Genomic DNA, 21037 nt, shown 5'->3' on the forward strand with positions numbered 1-21037 from the left:
GTCCGGACCGTAACGACGCGACCGCTTCAGCTGAAGGACGTGGGTCCGCCCCAGCCGCCGACCCACGCCGCGACCCGGGGATCGGGCCGGAGGGGGAGGATGCCGTCGGCGACGACCCGCTGCGTCTCGAAGGCGTCGGGCGTGCCCCAGCGCGATGCTCGACGCATGGCACGCCGAGCACGCAGGCGGCCGAGCGAGGAGCCATCGCTGTCGACGAGGTCGACGGTGCCGACGTCGCCGCTGCCGAGCCGGTCGACGAGGTCGACGATCCACGTCGAGTCCAGGATCACGACCGGGTGGTCGAGCTCCCAGATCACGCGGGAGTCCACGACGCTCCCCCGTCCGAGCAGCCGTGGATCTCCACCGAACTCGTCCGCCCCGCCCTCCTCGAGCACGACCCGAGCCCGAGGGAAGGCGGTGAGGATCGAGTCCGCAGCCACGAACCGCGCTGCCGCGGGGTGGGTCCCCCGCAGGCTCACGACGAGATCGACCGCGTCCGTCCAGAGTGCCCGCGGCGCGGAACCCGATACCGGGATCGACGAGAGCAACCGCATGGTCTGGGCGTTCGCCCGCTCCATACCCGAACCGTCGCGCTCCGCCCACTCGGGACCGTCGTGCCAGGCCACAGCCGCCGGCACGTGCGCGAAGACCGCACCCGCCTGCCACATGCGGTGCGCCCACTCCCAGTCCTCGCCGCCGTACGAGGTGAAGGACTCGTCGAACCCGCCGGCCTCGTCGAACAGCTTCCGCGAGCACGCGATGACCGCGCCGATCATCAGCCGGTAGGAGCGGTCGTCGGCATCCCGCAGGTCACGGCTCCGCTCGTACTCCTCGGCCAGCCACGCCGGCTCGGCCAGTCCACGTCCGAAGGCGGCCTCCGCGACCGGCGTCTCCGGCGAGGTCCCGGAGAAGTCGGCGTGGCGCCGACGTCCCACCGTGACGGCATCCGGGAGCAGGGCGGGGAGGCGGGTGAGTTCGCGCACGTACCCGGGCTCCGGCGAGGTGTCCGCGTCCAGGAAGCACAACACGTCGCCGGTGCTCGCCCGCACACCGAGGTTGCGGACGGCGGCCAGCCGGAAGCCGTGGTCCTCCTGGCGGACGAGGACCACGTCCTCAGGCACCGAGACGTCGCCCGGTGACCCGTCGTCGGCGACGATCACCTCGAGGAGTTCGCGCGGGTAGTCCTGCGCGGCGAGGGCGTGCAGGGTCCGTCGGAGCTCGCCAGGCTGGTCGTAGTGCGCGACGATCACGGACACGCGCGGCAACGGGTCGGGCCGGACGCCGTCGAGGGTGTCCCATCGGTTCCCGACGACCCAGGGGCGAGGTGCGGCGGTCACGATTGGCGCCAGACGGCGAGGAGGGGCGCGAGCCGCTCCACGGCGGCGGCGACGAATTCGGGGTGGGACCGGTACCAGCGGGAGTGCGCTGCTCGGACCTCATCATCGGCGACCTCGAAACCGTCCACGATCCACTGGTCGCGAGGCACCGCGGTGAGCGACCACGCCTCGACGACCTCCGGCAGCAGCGGCGCGTGCACCCCGTTGAGCAGCGGGCGCCCGGGATCGCTCACACCACCGGTGGCACCCAGGAGGTCGAGGACCCGGGCACCGAGCGGGAGCCAGATCGCGTTCCCCGGATGGTTGACGGTCCGTGCGTGGTCGGCGGTGACCGAGTCGAAGAGGTCGGACACGGGGATGTCCGTGGCCGCCTCACGCCTGCGCAACTCGTCGACGGAGGCGCCGCCGACCGCCCGGACCGCGTCCGGGGACAGCGCCGAGGCGATCGGAAGCCCGGCAGCGGCTGCGAGTGTCCGAACGTCGTGATAGTCGACGATCGGCAGGTTCACCTCGAACGCCGGTAGGCGGATGGCTGCCTGGTACGGATGCAGACCGCCGAAGCGCACCGGAGTCACCGTGAGCACACGCCCGCTCGTGGACGCCGTCACCTGACGCGTGCCGAGCGGCAGACCGTGGTAGTCGTCCCGGATCGGCTGTGACACCACGGTGTGGGCGGCACCGACCACCTCGTGCAGTCGCTCCGCGTCCTCGGCGGTCATCTCGTGCACGGCCGGGACGCGCACGAACCGGCGATCCGGAGCATCCATCACCGTCCGGAGCGATTCCGCCTGGCAGTTGCCGAGCACCACACCGAACGCCGTCGGCAGGGGTGCGAGGCCGTAGAACTCCGCGTAGTGCCTGCGGCGTGCCTCGATCGGCGACCCGGCGGGCGCAGCGGTCGTGCCCGGTTCCAGGGTGTGGGTCATGCTTCGACCGTATACCGTCCCCGGTATGCACGAGCGCTCAGGCGCTGCTGCCGGCCCCCGATCGCGCCAGGGTCGGGACCTCCGCGGTCGTCCCCGTCGCCGCGGACTCGTACGCCGACAGGATGAGGGCCAGCACCTCCGTCCCCTCCTGTTCCGTCTGGATCGGGCGGGTCCCCTCGAGCACACTCCTCGCGAAGTGGGCGACCTCCGCCTGGAACTCGTGGACGGGTTCGAACGCGAGGACCGTGTCCTCGGCGTCCCCGCGCCGTCGGTAGCTGAGGGTCGTCCCGTCACTCGTCAGTGAGCCGAGCTCGCCGACGACCGAGAACCGTTCGGTCCCCGCCGCCGGCTCGTACGCCCAGCTCGTCGTCAGACTCCCGACCACCCCGTTGTCGAAACGCACGAGGACGTTCGCGGAATCCTCTCCCTGCATGAAGGAGAGGCGATGGGTCGAGAGCATGGCGGTGACCTCCGCCGGGGATCCTCCGGCCAGGTGCAGCATGAGGTAGCTCGGGTGGTAGCCCGTGTCGATCAACTCCCCGCCTCCGCTCGTGCGGGCGACCCCGCGCCAGCCCATGGACTCCGGATCGAAGTCGTTGAAGAACGAATCTGTGGTGCGCACTTCGAACAGCCGGCCGAGGACGCCCTCGTCGATGAGCTCCCGCGCCTTCGCGACGGCCGGCAGGAAGAGCTGGTTGTGGGCGCACATCAGCGTGATGCCGGACTCGCGGACGGCTCGGTCGACATCGGCGGCCTCCTCCATGGTCAGGCACAGGGGCTTCTCGCACAGCACGTGTTTGCCCGCACGGGCCGCCGCGACGATCGCGTCGCGATGGAGGTGGTGCGGGAGGCAGATGTCCACCGCGTCGACGTCGTCCTGGCGGAGGAGCTCGTCGTAGTCGGCGTAGATGCGGGCCGACGTCCCCTCCGCGCGCTTCAGGGCGTTGGCGGCGACGGGGTCCGCGACGGCGACGAATTCGACGAGGTCCGGATTGCGGCGATAGCCCGCCACGTGGGCTCCGGCGATGCCGCCGGCTCCGATGAGACCGATCCTGAGCTTGGTCATGCGAGTGCTCCTTCTGTGGTGAGAACGGTCTCGAGCGGGACGGAGACGCCCGTCGAGGCCGAACGGTTGGCGGCTTCGACCACGCGGGTCACTGCCGTCGCGGTGGTGAGATGCTCCGGATCGCGTGTCCCGAGTCGGATCTGCTCGACCCAGGCCGCGAACGGTGTCGGCTCATCGGGTGGCAGGACCACCTCGGTCCAGGCCTCCGGGTCGTATCCGGTGCCCTTCGCGAGGAGACCGCCACCCCCGAAGCCGAAGACGAGCGAGCCCTCGGTCCCGCGCAGTTCGAACGCGTAGGCACCCGGCGTCGTGACGAAACTCGACTCCATCACGCCGATCGCTCCGTCACCGTAATCGGCGGTCACGACCGCGTTGTCCTCGAGGGCTCGTCCGGTGAACCGCTGGTAGGTGGCCTGCACGCTGACGGGGTCGGCACCGTGGAAGAGACGCGTGAGGTAGACGGCGTGGCACCCGAGGTCGGCGAGGGCGCCTCCGACGGCGTCCTCCGCCACGGCGAACCGTTCGGGCAAGAACCCGCTGATCCATCCGTCGTGGGCGAGCCGGACCCGGGAGTACGTCAGTGAGCCGAGCGCGCCTGAGGCGAGCTCGCGTTCGGCGGCGAGCGTCGCGGCCTCGTTCAGCCGTGGGAGGGACACGACGAGGGCCACTCCGGCGGCCTCGGCGGCGGCGATGAGCCGCTCGCACTCCTCGACCGTCGGCGCCAGGAGCTTCTCGGTGAAGACGTGCTTGCCCGCGGCGATGGCTCGGGAGATCACGTCGACATGCGCCGTCGTCGCGGTGGTCACCGTGATGCCGTCGAGGTCGTCTCTCGCCAGGAGGGCGTCGAGGTCGGTGACGGCCTCGACGGCCCAGCGTTCCGCGGCCGCCTCCGCCACCTCGGGATCCGGGTCGTAGACCGCCGTGATCGTCGTCTGCGGATGCGCGACGATCTCGGCGGCGTAATCGTCGGCGTGCACATGCCAGAAGCCGACGACGGCGATGGAGAGGGGTGTACTCATGCTCGTTCTTTCTCTGGAGGATGGACCGGGTTGGAAGGGTGGGCGAGGTGTGAGACGGCAGCGTCCACGAGCGCTCTCGTCTGCGGGGAGACGAGCCACGGCGCGAACCCGTCGGCGCCGAGGAAGAACGAGACCCGGGCCGCAGGGGCCGGGCGTCCGTCGGAACGGGGTTCGCCGGCCGCCAACCGGCTGATGACGGGGTGACCCCCGCCCGCCTCGCGCGCGACCACCACCGCGGAGCCTTCGGGCTCGCACCAGGTGAGTTTGGCCGGCCCGCGATAGACCGCGACCCGCCCCTCCAGGCCCGCCGCGAGCGGATCGTCGGCGTCGACGATGTCGATCGATTCCGCGGCGAGGAGGACGGCGGAATCGGAGCCCAGACCGAGGGCGACGAGGTGGCCCCACGCGATGAGGGGGACCGGAGCCTCACGGAGTGACGCGGCGGCGGACTCCGAGGCGGTTCTGGCGACGACGACCACGTCGGCCGCGGCGACCTCGGTGCCGTCGGGATCCGCCAACACCGTCACGGCGTGACCTCGGGCTCCGAGATGCTCGGCGAGCTCGCGGTCCCCGGGCGTCGGGCCGGCTCCGGAGACGAGGAGGACACGCAGCCCGTCGACCGCGCCGGAGCAGGCCGGTTCGGTGAGGCCGACCGTCCGTCGAGCCGTCTCCACGAGGGCGCCGATGGACGAGCGCAGTACGTCCGGGTAGTGCGAGGTCGCCCGGGACCACAGCGTCGAAAGCCGCCCGGCCGACGCACTGCGGCGCCGCTCCGTCGCGCCGTCGTCGCTGTTCCTCGTCGACTGGACGAGGTCGAGGAGATCGCACGCAGCGAGCCCGGCCGCGGCGCCGTCACGTGCGGCGATGGTCCAGGGTCGGAGTGCCGCCGCCAGGTCGTCTGGCGCGTCGGCCGTGTCGGTCGCGGCCAGCGCGGACAGGACCTCCCGGATCACGGTGCGCGACGCAGGATCGTCCGCTGTGTCGACTGCACGGGAAAGCCGCGGGTGGCGGTCGGCGGATGGTGGCCAGGTCGAGCACGCTTCGACGAACGCTCGGAGACCGTCGGTAGCGCCTCCCGCGACGCGGTGAAGGGCCCGTTCCGCCGAACGGTCCGGATCGTAGCCGAGGGGGTCCGAACCCCAGTCGGCGACCGAGGCGAGCGAGAACCGGGAGGCGGCCGCCTCCACAAGCGGGTTGGACAGCAGTCCGACGAGTCGGTCGGAGCCGGTCGCGCGTGGGCGGTTCCGCAGCGGGCCGAGGAAGAGTCTGGAGCGATCGAAGTCGTTCACGGGGAAGTTGTCCCAGATCATGACGGGACGACCGTAACTCCGCGACGCCGCTTCCGTCTCCGCTTCCGTGATGGAGCCGACGACGATGTCGGATCCCGTCCAGAGGACGACGGCGTCGCCGGGGAGGGTCTTCCGCAGCGCGTCGCGGTAGGCACTGTCGGCCGTTCCGGCGTAATCCGTCGGGCAGACCAACACCGACCCGGTGGCGTGCTCGCGGATCACCGCCGAACCGGCGAATCGACGAACCGTCGAGCCGTGCGCTGCACCCAACCCGCCACCCCCGGTGCCGAACTCGATCGCGTCGTCCGCATCGTCGATCCCCATGGGGACGTCGTCGAAGAGGAGCGCGACGTCTTGAACGCCGCAGGCGATGAGCGACGACGCCTTCGCGACGAGCGCACGATGCTCGCCGTCGTCGGAGTACCGCATGTCCAGTCCCGGCGATAGTCCGTAGACGAACCGCACCCCGACGGACCGGGCGCGGTCCGCGAGGAGCCCGAGACGGGCGGCCGCCTCGGGTGGGTACGGCTCACGCCAGCGATCACGATGGAACGGATCGGATTTGGGTGCATAGAGGTACAGTCGGCCACCGGTCGATGCGAGGAAGTCGATCGCCGCAAGCCGCTCGTCGTGCGTCCACTGGTCGCCGTAGAAGCCCTCGACGATCCCGGTCGGGAGGTCAGGGTCCGACGCGTCGGTCTGCTCGGCCGACCTGGTGCTTCGTGACACGATGGACCTTCGTCTCCTGATTGATGATGACGGTTGACGCGGGACGGAGGACCCCGTCAGGCGAGCACGCCGCCGGCGTCGAGTTCGGCGAGGACGACGCGCACACCCGTGTCCTGCAGCATCCGGACGGCATCCGAGGACGCGGGTGAATCGGTGATGACGACGTCGATCATGTCCAGGGGGCCGACCCGGATCGGGGCCCGCGCGCCGAGCTTCGTGTGGTCGACGACCAGCACCGTCGTGCCGGCGATGGACGCCATGGCCTGCTTGATCTCGGCGTCGAAGGTGTTGGCGCAGAGCACCCCCGATCCGTCGACGGCCGTGGCGGACAGGACGGCGACATCGACGGACAGGGAGGCGAAGGCCGAGCGGGCGATGCTCCCCGCGAAGCTCCGGGTGTCACGCCGGTAGCTTCCGCCGATGGCGATCAGGTCGACGTCCTCGCGAGTGGTGCAGTCGGTGATCACCGGCGCCGAATGACTGACGATCGTGACGCCGGCGGGGAGGAGCGGCAGGATCGCCGCCACGCTCGTGCCGGCGTCGAGGGCGATCGTGGAGGCCCCGGCCAGCTCGGCGGCACAGGCACGAGCGATGGCGAGCTTCTCGGCGACGCCGGCTCGGTCACGTTCCTCGAAGGGCGCGCCGGTGCTTCCGACGGGAGCGGTCGCCCCGCCGGGCACCCGACGGGCGAGCCCTTCGAGCGTGAGCTGGCGGAGGTCGCGGCGGACCGTCATCTCGGACACGCCCAGCTCGTCGGCGACGGCCGCGGAGGACACGTAGCCTTCGTCGGCGAGGCGGCGGAGGAGTTCGACCCGACGGGCGGGGGCTTCGGTGTATCGCACGGGACAATCCAATCTTCTGCTCCCCTACAATGTCAACATTCAAACAAATCTTGACGATGATGTCCGAAAGCGGACAGACTTGCCCCGTGACCTCACGTCCCGTCTTCCTCGGCATCGACGTCGGAACGAGCAACACCAAGCTCGCGACGGTGGCCGTCGACGACGGTGTCGTACGCGAACTCGCTGTGACGTCGACGCCGACCCCCGATACGGGCGATGAGCTCCTCGACCGCCTCACCGAGTCGATCGCCCGCATCCGGTCGGATGCGGATCACGTCGCCGCTGTCGGTATCGCCTCGATGGCGGAGACCGGGGTGCTGCAACGCTCCGACGGCGCGACGCTCGGCGCCCTGTTGCGCTGGGACGCCGCGACGGAACCCGCCCACCGTGCGGATGCCGAGCTGGTCGCGTCCGAACTCGACGCGTCGGGACTGCGCGAACGCACCGGGGCCCCCCACACGCACAAGGCCCCCCTCTCGACGTGGGCCGTCCTCCAGTGCGGCCGCGACGAACGGTGGCTGGAGTCCGCGTCCTGGAACGGTGTCGCGGATTTCGTCGGGCGGGCGCTCACCGGGCGGAACGCCATGGATCACACCCTCGCCGCCCGGACCATGGCCTTCGTCCTCGATCCGACCGGGCCGCCGGAAGGGCGGCTCGACCCGGACATCCTCGCCGGCTGGGGTCTCGACGCCTCCAGATTCCCTCGGGTGCTTCCGCCGGGTGCGCCGCTCGGCGTGGTGCATGCGGCGGCGGCACGCCGATTCGGCCTGCCGGCAGGGGCGTCGGTGTCCGTCGCCGGCCACGACCATGCCGTCGCCGCGTGGGCTGCCGGGCTACGGACACCCGGCCGCAGTGTCGACTCGGTCGGCACCGCGGAGGCGGTCGTCGGCCTCGTCCGGTCGGATCGCGTCGACACCGACCTCCGGAGACGCGCGATCGACGCGGGCGTCGGGCTGTCGCTCGCCGTCGACGGCACGGAGGTCGCGGTCACGGCCGGTTCCGCTGCGTCAGGCGGTCTCGTCCGCCTGCTCCTGTCTGAGTCCCCCGCAGAGCGGCGTGCAGCAATCCTCGAGGAGGCCTCCCGCCTGGCGGTCGAGCCGGGTCCGATCGCCCGTCCGTACCCACGCGGCCGACAGTCGCCGGCACCGGACCGGTACGCCGTGCTGGACATCCCCGGTTCGCTCGGTGGCGATGTCGACCGGCTCGCGGCGGTGCTCCGCGGGCTCGCCCATCACGCACGGTGGATGTTCGACACCGTCGACGCGCTCGCACCGGCCACCCGGGCCACGGTCGTCGCCGGAGGTCCGGCGGTGGCCTCCCCGTCCTGGCGGTCGCTCCGGGCCCAGGTGTTCGAACACGAGCTCGAGCGGCTGACGGTGCGCGAACCGGTCGCGGTCGGCGCGGCGGTCCTCGCAGCGGTGCGTTCCGGCTCGACCGCTCCCCCGCCAGCGCTCCCGACCGTGCCGATCGACGCCGCATCGGCGGCCGCCCGCGGATCGACGGCGCAGCACCGACGCCGACACGACGACTTCGTCCGCAGCGCCTCCCTGCGCTCCGGACACCCCCAGGGCGGTTCGACGACGCCAGCAGAGACCGGAGGATCATGACCGACCGAACCGATTCGTCCATCCGGACGCCGAGCCTCGACGCGATCGCGCGACCAGGCGGTGGTTTCGCGATGGTCGCCATGGACCAACGCGAGAGCCTGCGGGCCATGTTCGACCTCGCCGGGGCCGGCCGCCCCGCCGACGACGTCCTGACCGCCTTCAAGCTGGACGTGGCGCGGGAACTCGCCCCGGCGGCCTCCGGGTTCCTCATCGACCGCCAGTACGGGTTCGACGCCGTCCGGGACGCCGGGTCGGTCCCCCCGACGACGGGACTGATCCTGGCGGTGGACGCGCTCACCCAGGAGGACGGAGAGCCGGTCGAGGAGACGGCGCTCGACCTGGACGTCCTCAGCGACGAACGAGGCCTCGCCTCCGTCGCCGGGATCAAGTTGCTCATCATCTGGCGCCGCGATGCCCGCCGGGAAGACCGGGTGGCCCTCGCACACGAGTTCACGGCGACCGCCAGGCGGCTCGGGGTGCTCTCGGTCCTGGAACCGGTCGTCAGGGCGACGCCCGAAGAACTGCAGGACGGCAGCTGGGACATGGACGAGGCGATCCTCGAAGCCGCTGCCGAGCTCTCGACCGTCGGTCAGAGCCTCTACAAGGCACAGGTCCCGCTCGCAGGCGAGGGAACGCCGGACGAGCAACGGCGCGCGAGCGCAGCGCTCGACGCCGCGACCACCGGGCCGTGGGTCGTCCTCTCCCAGGGGGTGCGACACGAGCGCTTCCTCCCCGCCGTCGAGGCCGCGTGTCGCGAGGGGGCCAGCGGGTTCCTCGCCGGTCGCGCACTGTGGAGCGACGTCGTCGGCGACGACGACGTCGCGACCCGCCTCCGCGACGTGGCACGGCCTCGGCTCGACGCGCTCGTCGAGGTCGTCGACCGTCACGCTCGACCGTGGAGGGACGCCTGATGCTCGCCGGATTCCTGCACACCGTCCCCGCGCTCACACCGGTCTTCGACGCCGCGGTCGTCGACCGCGGGGTGGGACGACTGCACATCGCCGATCCCTGGCTCCTCGAGGAGGCCCGACGCGTCGGTCCGACGACGGAGATGGCCGAGCGGATCGCCGCACACCTGTTGAGCCTCGAAGTCGCCGGGGCGGGAGCCGTCCTGGTGACCTGCTCGTCCATCGGCGAGGTCGTCGACGCGGTCGCCGACCGCGTCGCCATCCCCGTCGTGCGGGTGGATGCCCCGATGGCGGCTGCAGCCGTGCGACTCGCCACGGAACCCGGAGCCCAGGGCAGGATCGTGGTCCTCGCCACCCTCGAGGCCACGCTCGGGCCCACGTCTCGACTGATCCGCGGGTCGCTCGACACGAGCCGGGGACGGACGATCGTGGTCGACGCCCAGATCGTGGACGGCGCGGCGGCGGCGCGGGAAGCCGGGGACACGGCGGAACACGATGCACTCGTCCGGGCGGCTGTCGCGGCTCTGGAACCGTGCGACGTCGTGGTCCTCGCGCAGGCGTCGATGGCCGCGGCCCTCGAGGACGTCGGGACGGGCACCCCGGTCTTGACCTCGCCGGCCGGAGGGACCGCCGCCCTGCTGGCGGCCCTCGGCGCGGCACCTGCGGAGTGAGACCGTCCATGACCGCTCCACGGCAGACCCAGGGTGGACCGCGCCTTCGAGTGGAGCGCGACGGCGCCGCCGCCGTCATCCGGACGGACGCCTACCGGCTCGCGTTCACAGACCACCAACCACGTGCCCTCCTGTCCGCCGCGGACGGAACCCGCTGGTCCGAGCTGTCCCTGCTGACGAGCGTCGACCGCCTCGGCGAGCCTGACGAGTCCGCAGGTCCGACGGTCGTGCACATCGCGGAGCAGCACGGTGACCGCGTCGTCGTCACGGTGACGACCGCGTCGAGTGCGTGGGAGCACCGGACGCTGCGCTTGGACTGCCGAGCGGGCGAGATCCGCGCGACCGTGCGGGTCACCGGGGCGGGTCGACTCGGCGACGTCACGATCCTCGGAGGTCGTGCCGTGCTGGAATCCGGTGCCGCCGGCGTCTTCCGGTCGTCGATCGACTTCGCATCGGTGTTCGTGCCGACGCCGACCGAGCCCGTGGCCGTCGTGCGGAGTTCGGCGATCCCGGCTCAGCTGGGCGTCGTCGGGGACGCCGAACCCGGGAGGTTGCACGCGGTCTTCTCTCCCCCACCCCTCGCCTTCGGATTCGGTCGCGCGCCCGCGACCTCGGCGACCGACACCCCGGACGGTGCCTGGTTCGGGGTGTCGGTCGTCGGGCCCGTCGAGACGCTCGGCTTCACGAGCTGTTCCTACGAACCGCTCGACGGCGGCTTCCTGCTGCGTCTGGCCTACGAGGGTCACACCACGGTCGAGGCGGACGGATGGACGTCGCCCGAGGTCGTGCTGCGGCCGGCCGACTCGGCGCTCGACGTCGTCCGCCAGTACCGCACGGATCTCCAGACCTCGGGCTGGGCCCCCGACCCGGCTCCGTCCCCCTCGTGGCATCGGGAACCGATCTTCTGCGGGTGGGGCGCGCAGTGCGCCCTCGCCGTCGCCTCACGAGACGAGACCGTCGACGACGGCGGCCCCGAGGGCCCGGACGGCCCCGACGGCTTCGTGCTCCCTGCTGGCGCGGCCCGGGCGCCGGAGCTGGCGCGGCAGGACCTCTACGACCACTGGTTGCGGCGTCTGGGCGAAGCCGACATCGTCCCCGGGACGATCGTCATCGATGATCGTTGGCAGCTCGACTACGGGACGAACACGGTGGACGAGTCGAAATGGCCGGATCTGCGGACCTGGATCGCGGACCGCCATCGTGACGGGCAGCGTGTCCTGCTCTGGTTCAAAGCCTGGGACCCATCCGGCCTCCCGGCGGACTGGTGCGTCACCACCCGCACGGGCTCCGTGGTGTCGGTCGATCCCTCCCATCCCGACTACCGGGCCGATCTGGCGCGCCGCATCGCGTTCCTGTTGTCACCCGACGGCCTCGACGCCGACGGGCTGAAGGTCGACTTCACCCAGCGCGCACCGTCCGGCGCCTCGTTGACGGCGCACGCGGACGGCGTGTGGGGCATCGCCGCCCTCCACCTCCTCCTCGCCGAGGTGCACGCGGCGGCACGGCGGGCCAAGCCCGACGCACTCATCGTCACGCACACCGTCCATCCGTCGTTCGGTGATGTGAGCGACATGATCCGGCTGAACGACGTCCTCGAGCGCGGCGTCGACGGCGAACGCGTGCCCGTCACCGAACAGTTGCGATTCCGGGCCGCGGTCGCCGGCGCAGCCCTCCCGCTGCACCTGATCGACACCGATCAGTGGCCCATGCCGGACCGGGCCGCGTGGCTCGACTACACCGAGGCGCAACCGGACGTCGGTGTACCGGCGCTGTACTACGTGGAATCGATCGACAACAGCGGCGAACGCATCGGCGCTGAACACCTGTCCGTCGTCGCCCGGGAGTGGGGGCGCTACCGGGCGGGCATCGCCGGACGAGGCGCGCCCGCGTGAGTGCGGTGACGACGATCGCCCCCGGGGTGTTCCGCATCGAGGACACCTGCGCCGTATACGTCGTCACGGCGGAGCACGGTGCCTCCGATCGAGGGATCGCCATCGACTTCGGCTCGGGTCGTGTCCTGGACCACCTGCAGGAGATGGGCCTGACCGGGCTCGACGCCGTCCTCATGACCCATCACCACCGCGATCAGGGCGAAGGCCTCCCGAGGGCGGTGGCGGCCGGCATCCCGATCATCGTGCCGCCCGTCGAGCGTGAGCTGTTCGACGACGTCGAGGAGATGTGGGCGACGAGGACCCTGGCCAACGACTACAACCTCCGACAGGACCGGTTCTCCCTGCTGTCGTCCGTCCCGGTCGATCATGTGGCCGCGGAGTACCGGACCGAGGTCATCGCCGGGATCGGGGTGTACACGATGCCGACCCCCGGCCACACGATGGGTTCCGTCAGCTACCTCGTCCACCGCGGCGACCGCACCTTCGCCTTCACCGGCGATCTGATCCATTCGCCCGGTCGGGTGTGGTCCCTGGCCGCGACACAGTGGTCGTACACCGAGAGCGAGGGTCCCGCCATGGTCATCCTCAGCTGTCTGATCCTCGGACAGGCGGGTGTCGACGTGCTGCTGCCGTCGCACGGGGAGGTTATCGCCGACGCTCCTGCCGCACTCGCCCTCCTGGCCGAACGCATGCAGGCCTACGTGGACTCGCGACGGATCGAGCCGTGGGACCTCCGCGACCGGTTGGAACGACCGTACGTGCGGCTCACCGAGCATCTGCTCGTCAACCGTACGTCGAACGCCTGCAGCTACGTCCTCTTGTCCGGAACCGGCGAGGCCCTCGTGATCGACTACGGGTACGACCTCTCGACCGGGTGGCCGAGCGGGACGGACCGCGCGGCGAGGCGACCCTGGCTCGCCTCGCTCCCCGCACTCCGGCGCGACTTCGGGGTGCGGAGCATCGAGGTCGCGCTCGCCACGCACTACCACGACGACCACGTCGCGGGTCTGCCGCTGCTCCGCGAGGTGGAGGGAACGGAGATCTGGGTCCCCGAACACGTGGCCCGCATCATGGAGGATCCGCTCCGGACGGACCTCCCCTGCCAATGGTTCGACCCGATCACGGCGGATCGGGAACTGGTGCTCGGCGGGACGGTCGAATGGCGTGGCCATGCGATCACCACCCACGACCTCCCGGGCCACACGCTCTACGCGGCGGCGTTCGAGTTCGAGGTCGACGGCGTGCGCGTCCTCGTCACGGGCGACCAACAGACCGCAGGAGCGAGCGACGACGGCAGGGAGGTGCTCAACTACCAGTACCGGAACCGGTTCCGCCGGGCCGACTATCGCGCCAGTGCAGCCCTCTACCGGCGCATCGCTCCGCAGCTCCTGCTCACCGGCCACTGGCAGGGTGCCTGGGTGGACGACCGGACGTTCGACGTCCTCGCCGAGCAGGGTCGGCGCCTGGAGGAGTTGCACGACGACCTCCTCCCGTACGGCTCGGACGCCCCACCGACGGATGGGAACCTTCTCCTACTGGAGCCGTTCCACCGACGACTCCGGCCGGGCGAGCACGTCACGTACACGGCCCGCGTCAGCAATCCGAGCCTGAGCCCGCGCGACGTCCGGGTCACCGTCGTGGTGCCCGACGGCTGGGCCTGTCTGACACCCACCCACGGTGTCGTCGTCTATCCCGGTGCCGAGGCGGTACTCCGGTTCCGCGTGATCACGGGTGACGACCCGGGTCGACGGCAGGTGGTCGGGGCCTCGCTGATGATCGACGGGCACGACTACGGGATGCAGGCCGACGCCGTCGTCGATGTCGTCGAACCTCGCTCCTCTCGGAGGGTCCCGGCGGTTGACCCTGCAGGAAGCTGACCCCTAGGATTTGTGGGAACGATGCCACATCCGCGTGCTCAGCGACGAGTTCCCGCGCCGTCTCGAGCCGTGATCATCCGCGAAAGGGTCACCATGCCGCACGATCGCAGCCCCGTCCTGTCCCTCGACATCGGCGGCACGAAGCTCGCCGTCGCCGTCGCGACCCGTGATGGTCGCACCGCGGGCCGTCTCGTCGAGCCGACCCGTCGTGAGGAAGGTCCCGATCGCATCCTCGCCCGACTGTTCGAGATGGGTCACCGCTCCATCCGGGCGGCGGGCCTCGGCGAGGTGATGGCCGTCGGGATCTCCTGCGGCGGACCGCTCGACGCCGACGCAGGGGTGCTCATCGGCCCCCTGCACCTCCCCGGCTGGATCGACCTGCCGATCGTCTCGCTCGTCGAGCGGGAGTTCGGCGTACCGGCCGTCCTCGAGAACGACGCGACAGCGGGGGCACTGGGCGAGTTCCGCTACGGAGCGGCCAGAGGCACCCGGACCATGGTCTACCTGACGCTCTCCACCGGCGTCGGGGGCGGCGCGGTCGTCGACGGCCGTCTGAACCGCGGAGCCGCCGGCAACGGTGGGGAGTTCGGTCACCTCCTGGTGCGGACGGATGGCCGGCCCTGTCTCTGCGGTCGGCGCGGCTGCCTCGAGGGGTACGCCTCCGGGACCTCCATCGCGCTGCGGGCCCGGGAGGCCGTCGGGTCAGGGGCGATCTCGACCCTGGCCGGGCTCGAACCCATCAGGGCCGAGGACGTCGTCGCCGCAGCACGTGCCGGTGACGACGTCGCCTCCTCGATCTGGGAGGAGACGCTGGACGTCCTCGCCACCGCCGTCACGGACCTCGTGAACGTCTTCGAACCGGACGCGATCGTCCTGGGCGGTGGGGTGACCAGAGCGGGAGGCGCACTCCTGCTCCCGATCCGCGAACGGGTCGGCCTCGACGCAATGCCACCGGCCGCCGAGGCCGCCCGGATCATGCTGGCCGGCCTCGGGGACGAGGTCTGCGTCGTCGGCGCGGCGGCGGCCGCATTCGACCACGTCGATGCGAGACGCGAGACCGTCGACTCGGAGGCGAGCCATGTCTGACGGCATGCGGGGACAGCTCGACGATCACGTCCGCACCGCCCTCGCCGCGGACGTCCTCCTGCCCGAGATCGGACGGGTGGGAGCGCTGCTGTGCGAGCGGTTCGCACAGGGCCACATCCTGTACACCTTCGGCAACGGCGGCAGCGCGGCGGACGCCCAGCACTTCACCGGCGAGGTGATCGGGCACTACAAGCGCGACCGGCGACCGCTCGGCGCGGTCACCCTCAGCACGGATCCGACGACGATGACCTGCATCGCCAACGACTACTCCTTCGACGACGTCTTCGCCCGCCAGGTCACCGGCCTCGCGCGGCCAGGCGACGTGGTCGCCGCCTTCACGACGAGCGGTCGTTCCGCCAACGTCGTCACCGCACTGGCGGCTGCTCGAGACGCCGGTGCGACCACGGTGCTGTTCGGTGGCGGTGACGGAGGCCCGGCCCGCGCGCACGCCGACTACGCGCTCCTCGCTCCGTCGACCGCCACCCCGCGCATTCAGGAGCTGCACACCTTCATGCTCCACGCGATCTCTGAGATGGTTGACGCCTGGGCGGCGGACGAGGAGGTCGAAGCATGACCACGCATGGACGACACGAGGACACGAATCCGATGCGGCGGGCTCCCGTGTCGAACGCGCCGGCCGGCCCACAACCGCCCGGGCTTCCCACCGAGGACCGTCCGGTCGCGGCACCCGGCCGGACCGTCCACATGATCGGGAACGCCCACCTCGACCCCGTGTGGCTCTGGCCGTGGCAGGAGGGGTATCAGGAGGCTCGAGCGACGTTCTGGTCCGCCATCCACCGGATGGACGAGTACGAGGACTTCGTCTTCACCTGCGATCAGGTGGTCCTGCTCAGCTGGGTGGAGGAGCACGATCGTGAGCTCTTCGACCGGATCCGTGAACGCGTGGAGGAAGGCCGCTGGGTCAACACCGGAGGGTGGTGGGTCGAGCCCGACTGCAACATGCCGATGGGCGAGAGTTTCGCACGCCAGGGCCTCTACGGCCAACGGTTCCTCGAGAGCCGTTTCGGCCGTCCGGCCACGGTCGGCATGAACGTCGACCCCTTCGGGCACAACGTGATGCTGCCGCAGATCCTCCGACTGCAGGGGATGGACTCCTACACCTTCCTGCGTCCGGGCCCGCACGAGAGCGATCTGGACCACTCCCTCTTCTGGTGGGAGTCGCCCGACGGCAGCCGGGTCCTGGCCTATCGCATCCCCTTCGAGTACTGCAGCCCCGCCGGCTCGGTGGACGGGCAGACCGAGAAGTCGTTGGCGGCGCTGGATCGCGGCGTCGGGGACCTCATGGTGTTCTACGGGGTCGGCAACCACGGCGGTGGGCCGACCAGAGCCAACATCGAGTCGATCCACCGCTACGACCGCATGGGTTCCTTCGGGAGGATGACGATGTCGTCACCACGACGCTACTTCGACGAGGTCCTCGCCGGCGGGCAGGAGGCGTTGACCGCACTGCCCGTCCGCACCGACGACCTCCAGCATCACGCTCCCGGTTGCTACTCCGCGCATTCCGGCATCAAGGCCTGGCAACGGCGCGCGCAGCACGCGCTCCTCTCCGCGGAACGCTGGGCGGCGGTCGTCGCCGTGCGTGACGGCGTCGCGTACCCGAGGGAGGCGCTCGAGACCGCGTGGAAGCAGGTGCTGTTCAACCAGTTCCACGACATCCTCCCGGGGAGCGCGATCGAATCGGCCTACGAGGACGCGCGCGACCAGCTCGGAGAGGCCGTGTCCATCTCCAAGCGGATCATCACGACGGCCCAGAACGTGATCGCGCGACAGGTCGACGTACCCTTCGAAACGGACACCCAACCCGTCCTCGTCTTCAATCCACACCCGTGGCCCGTCGTCACCGACGTGCCCTTCCACCTCGGCGCGCAGCGCGGCGGGGTCCACGTCGTCGACGAGGACGGCCGGGTCGTGCGGTCACAGTCGACCCAGTCGACCGCCACGACCGACGACCAGAGCCGCGGGGCGCTGCTGTTCCGAGCCGAAGTCCCCGCGCTCGGATACCGGCTCTACCGGCTCCGGCCGGGCCGCATCGCAGCCGAGCCGTCGGAGCTCTCCGTCAGCGAGGAGGCCGACGGAGGCGTGGTGCTCGAGAACGCGTCCGTGCGCGTGCACCTCGACCCACGGACCGGCTGGATCGACTCCTACCGGCTCGCAGGGACCGGTGTCGACATCATGGCGGACGTCGACGGGACACGACACACGCAGGTGTGCGAGGATCCGACCGACACCTGGGGACACCGCGTCGTCTCCTATGCCTGGCCTGGCGATCCGATGGAACTCGTCCGCATCGTCGTCCGCGAACGTGGACCGGTCCGGACGCGGGTGCGGGTCGAACGCCGGTGGAACCGGTCGCTCCTCGTCGAGGAGTTCCTGCTCGACCACGACTCGACCACGCTGCGTGTCGACGTCACCCTCGACTGGCGCGAGGAGGCGCATCTCCTCAAGCTGCGGTTCCCGACGGTCCTCGACGATCCGGAGGCCCGGTACGAGGTGCCGTACGGATCGATCGAGCGACCTGTCGACGGCGCTGAGGAACCGGCCCAGTCCTGGGTCGATCTGAGCGGCACCGTCGACGGGACGCGGGCCGGATTGACCGTCGTCACGACGACCAAGCACGGCTTCGACGTCTCTCCGGGTGAGGAGCCGAGTATCGGGATCACCGCCGTCCGCAGCCCCGTGTACTCCTGGCACGATCCACGACTCCTCGACCCGTCCGGGGTCTACAGCTACCAGGATCAGGGCACGCAACGGTTCAGCTACGAGCTCATCCCCCACGCCGGCGACTGGAGGAGGGCGGCACCCACGAGGCGCGCGGCTCTGCTCGGCTCCCCCGTGCGAGCGATGCAGGAGTCGTCCCACGCCGGTGTGCTGCCGGCGGCCCACTCCTTCGCCGACGACGGAGGCGGGTCCGTCATCGTCACGGCGATCAAGGGGTCGGAGGACGTGGTCGACGCCGCGGGCGGAGCCGAGGTGATCGTCCGCGCGGTCGAGTCCCAGCACCGGGCGACGAACGCGCGGATCGAGCTGCCCTTCCTCGACCGGGTGGTCGAAGCCCACTTCGCGCCCTCGCAGATCCGGACCTTCCGCGTCCCGCTCGACCCGGAGGCGCCGGTGGTCGAGGTCGACCTCGTCGAGCGCGATCTGGAGCCCGGTCCGACCGGTCCGAGCTGAGCGACGGCAGCGGTCCGAGTCTTGCGTGGGACCACGGCGGCTCCGCCGGCGCTCAGCGGCCCGGGCGGTCCAGCACGAGGTCGGTGACGGCGAGCGACCCGAGCGTCACGGCGTGTCGCGTGTCGGCCAGTGTGACGCCGACGTCGACCGTCCGCTCCCGGGTGTTCCGCAGTCTGGCGCGGATCCGGCGTCCGGGCATCGGGCGCAACTCGACCAGCACGTCGTCGGCCGGCTCCACTCGGAACCCGGCCGGCCCGGGCAGCTCACCGGCCCAGCGTCGGGCCTGGAGGGGCAGCGCGAGCTCCTCGCCGAACCGGCGCACGTCCTCCCGGAGCACGCGCCGGCCGAGCGGTCGGAACCGATAACGGAACCGGCTGGTACCACCCTGACTCGCCTGGAAGTTCGTGAAGTGCAGGTTGTTCATCAGCCAGCTGTTGACCTGCCCGCCGTCGGCCACGAGGTCTCGAGCCCACCGGCCGGTGTGGAACCCGCCGAGCTGCACGAGCGGCGCGTCGAAGGTGCCCCACAGCAGGCCGTGCTCGTCGTCCGTGACCGCCGTGGCGTGCTGGATGGAGAACCAGTCCTTGCTGGTGTCGGGGAGCTGCTCGGTTCCGGCTGCGTACACGGCGCCCGCGGTCTCGAGGAGGAACTCCGGTTCGGCGACGGCGAAGGGGAAGGCGACGAAGACGCTCTCCGGTTCGAGGACCGCCGGCTTGGCGACCGTCACGGTGAGGTCGACGTCGTCGCCGTCCTCGTCGACCACCAGCGTGTGCTTGGCGGTGAGCCCGCCGTCGGTCGCCGACGTCCACGTGATCGACGACCAGCCGGCGGTACGGACGACCCGGGGTGGCTCCTCGTCGACCGCGATCCGCTGGACGAAGACGGGGCCGGGGTGCTCCGGGCTGAAGGCTTTCGGATCGTCGACGATCATCGGATGCCGAGACCCCACCTCGACCTCCTCGCTGACCACCGCACCGAGACCGTGTCCGTGCCGTGGATCGACGAGTTCGCGTCCGCTCTCGCGGTGGACCAGCGACACCACACCCCCGCGCGACGGGTCGACCTCCACGCGGTAGCGTCGGGTCTCGAGGACGGCGCCCGGTGTCGACGGGGGCTCCGCTTCTGGCACCGGCACGAGGACGGCACCGAAGCCGGGCACGGTCGCCCGCACCCGGGAGCGCTGCGTCTTGGTGATCTCGACCTCGACCGACTCCGTCCGTTCCCGCGGCGTCGGGTTGAGGAGGAGCACCTCGTCCGCCGAGTCCGACCCGCTCCCCGCGGTGACCGCGACGGGGACGCCGGTGTCGGCCTCGACCGCGGCACGGCGATGGAACGCCTCCACCGCGAGGTCACGGGCGTGGTCGTACGCGGCGTACGCGAACCCCGCCTTCGCGTTCCAGTGCGAATGGCTCAGCATCGAGTGCGGCTTCGAGTAGCTCTCCCAGGATCCCCAGGTGTGCTCCGCGAACAGCAGGGACTGCTCGTCCACCTCGCGGATGGTGTCGACGACGTCCTGGTCGCTGCGCAGGAAGGCCGGACCTCGACGGTACCCGAGGACGGTGGCCGGACGTGGCGTCGGGTCGCCCGCGAGCAGGGCCAGCGACAGGAGGTTCTCACCGGCGCGCGCGAACGTCCGGGCCTCCCGATAGGCGGCGACCTCGCGTGCCGTCGAGCCGTGCCCGTGCGCCCACCAGTCGGACCACTCCCCCCGGTACACGGGCAGGTCGCCCGGCGACGAGGCGCCGTCGACCGCCGGGGCGGTCACCTGCTCCATGAGCCGATCGAGCGCATCGTCCATCGTCGCCGTCCGCATGGGGACCTCGGGGTGCCGGTGGTTCCAGTACCGCACGACGTCCAGGAAGTCGGCCGTCGGCCACCGGTTGTCGTTGGCGGCGTGCACGACCGCGGTGTCGAACGGGTAGTCGTCGCGGGATCCGAGTCGGCTCACGAACTCGGCGATCCGCCGTTCCGCCAACTCCACGTCCCCGTCGACGATCCCCCACTCCTCCCCGAAGCCGTAGTGCGTCGACAACCAGACGAACGCGCGTCTCCCGCTCGGCGACTCCCAGGCGAAGGCGCTCGGCTGTTCGAACGGTGGTCGACCGTGGTCCGGGTTCAGCGCCATGACCAGCCGGTCGAGTCCCGCGCGCGCCATGGCGTCGATGTTGCCCCAGGCGATGCCGTTCACATCGCCGTGTTGCACCGACCGGACCGTGAGGCCGGCGTCCCGCAGCGTCGCTACGGCGTCGTACGCCGTGTCCACTTCGAAGGCCGACGGCAATTGGGTGAGGTTGAGTGGCCCGCCCGTCACCGAGATGCGGCCCGACGCGTTGGCCGACCGCAGTCGCTCCCGGTCACGAGGCGATGCGTGCTCGAGGAAGGCGAGGACAGGACGACTCACCTCGAACGTCCATCGGAAGTCGTCCGGCCCGGTCGAGGCGTGGCGATCGGCGAGGTCGAGCACCTCGGACACGATCCGCGCGTGCTGCGGGTCGATGATCCGAGGGCTGTTCGTGTACCCGACGTCGTGGTGAGTGTGTCCGACGAGCAGGATACGGTCGATGGTCGGCATGGGAACCCTTCGCAATGTGGC

At 71.0% G+C, this 21037-nt stretch carries 15 protein-coding genes; 8 read left to right on the top strand and 7 right to left on the bottom strand.

Going from position 1 to position 21037, the window contains the following annotated elements:
• Window positions 1-26 precede the first annotated feature (26 nt).
• From AC4PMY_RS00090 to AC4PMY_RS00115, 6 genes are read right to left on the bottom strand one after another with little or no spacing between them, the layout of a single operon-like run.
• Window positions 27-1337 (bottom strand): glycosyltransferase family 2 protein, encoded by a 1311-nt coding sequence (locus tag AC4PMY_RS00090; protein ID WP_491621711.1) that lies wholly within the window; start codon window positions 1335-1337, stop codon window positions 27-29.
• On the bottom strand, window positions 1334-2263 hold the full coding sequence (locus AC4PMY_RS00095; RefSeq protein WP_491621712.1) for a WcbI family polysaccharide biosynthesis putative acetyltransferase: 930 nt from the start codon (window positions 2261-2263) through the stop codon (window positions 1334-1336). The genes AC4PMY_RS00090 and AC4PMY_RS00095 overlap by 4 nt, the downstream gene beginning before the upstream one ends.
• A 37-nt stretch (window positions 2264-2300) precedes the next feature.
• A complete protein-coding gene (locus AC4PMY_RS00100; RefSeq protein WP_491621713.1) occupies window positions 2301-3329 on the bottom strand; it encodes a Gfo/Idh/MocA family protein in 1029 nt (342 codons plus the stop codon).
• Window positions 3326-4348 (bottom strand): Gfo/Idh/MocA family protein, encoded by a 1023-nt coding sequence (locus tag AC4PMY_RS00105; protein WP_491621714.1) that lies wholly within the window; start codon window positions 4346-4348, stop codon window positions 3326-3328. Before AC4PMY_RS00105 ends, AC4PMY_RS00100 begins: the two co-directional genes overlap by 4 nt.
• Window positions 4345-6366, bottom strand: a complete 2022-nt coding sequence (locus AC4PMY_RS00110; RefSeq protein ID WP_491621715.1) for a beta-N-acetylglucosaminidase domain-containing protein — start codon at window positions 6364-6366, stop codon at window positions 4345-4347. Before AC4PMY_RS00110 ends, AC4PMY_RS00105 begins: the two co-directional genes overlap by 4 nt.
• 56 nt (window positions 6367-6422) lie before the next feature.
• On the bottom strand, window positions 6423-7208 hold the full coding sequence (locus AC4PMY_RS00115; protein ID WP_491621716.1) for a DeoR/GlpR family DNA-binding transcription regulator: 786 nt from the start codon (window positions 7206-7208) through the stop codon (window positions 6423-6425).
• Window positions 7209-7294: 86 nt separating this feature from the next.
• On the opposite strand from AC4PMY_RS00115, the gene AC4PMY_RS00120 reads away from it, so the two are divergent.
• From AC4PMY_RS00120 to AC4PMY_RS00155, 8 genes are all read left to right on the top strand, one after another.
• Window positions 7295-8815, top strand: a complete 1521-nt coding sequence (locus tag AC4PMY_RS00120) for an FGGY family carbohydrate kinase (protein WP_491621717.1) — start codon at window positions 7295-7297, stop codon at window positions 8813-8815.
• Window positions 8812-9726, top strand: coding sequence for a hypothetical protein (locus AC4PMY_RS00125; RefSeq protein ID WP_491621718.1), 915 nt, complete (start codon window positions 8812-8814; stop codon window positions 9724-9726). The genes AC4PMY_RS00120 and AC4PMY_RS00125 overlap by 4 nt, the downstream gene beginning before the upstream one ends.
• Entirely contained in the window at window positions 9726-10394 is a 669-nt protein-coding gene (locus AC4PMY_RS00130; RefSeq protein WP_491621719.1) for an aspartate/glutamate racemase family protein, read from the top strand. Before AC4PMY_RS00125 ends, AC4PMY_RS00130 begins: the two co-directional genes overlap by 1 nt.
• Window positions 10395-10402: 8 nt before the next feature.
• A complete protein-coding gene (locus AC4PMY_RS00135; protein ID WP_491621720.1) occupies window positions 10403-12286 on the top strand; it encodes an alpha-galactosidase in 1884 nt (627 codons plus the stop codon).
• A complete protein-coding gene (locus tag AC4PMY_RS00140) occupies window positions 12283-14163 on the top strand; it encodes an MBL fold metallo-hydrolase (RefSeq protein ID WP_491621721.1) in 1881 nt (626 codons plus the stop codon). Before AC4PMY_RS00135 ends, AC4PMY_RS00140 begins: the two co-directional genes overlap by 4 nt.
• 93 nt (window positions 14164-14256) lie before the next feature.
• Entirely contained in the window at window positions 14257-15249 is a 993-nt protein-coding gene (locus tag AC4PMY_RS00145; protein ID WP_491621722.1) for an ROK family protein, read from the top strand.
• A complete protein-coding gene (locus tag AC4PMY_RS00150; protein WP_491621723.1) occupies window positions 15242-15823 on the top strand; it encodes a D-sedoheptulose-7-phosphate isomerase in 582 nt (193 codons plus the stop codon). Before AC4PMY_RS00145 ends, AC4PMY_RS00150 begins: the two co-directional genes overlap by 8 nt.
• The gene (locus AC4PMY_RS00155; protein WP_491621724.1) at window positions 15820-18444 is read left to right on the top strand and encodes an alpha-mannosidase; all 2625 of its coding nucleotides are present in this window, start codon (window positions 15820-15822) and stop codon (window positions 18442-18444) included. Before AC4PMY_RS00150 ends, AC4PMY_RS00155 begins: the two co-directional genes overlap by 4 nt.
• A gap of 52 nt (window positions 18445-18496) precedes the next feature.
• Here the strand turns inward: AC4PMY_RS00155 and AC4PMY_RS00160 are convergent, their stop codons facing one another.
• Window positions 18497-21016 (bottom strand): glycoside hydrolase family 38 N-terminal domain-containing protein, encoded by a 2520-nt coding sequence (locus AC4PMY_RS00160; RefSeq protein WP_491621725.1) that lies wholly within the window; start codon window positions 21014-21016, stop codon window positions 18497-18499.
• Between the last annotated feature and the right edge of the window lie 21 nt (window positions 21017-21037).

Source organism: Plantibacter sp. MDV22-iso1 (genome assembly GCF_058408345.1).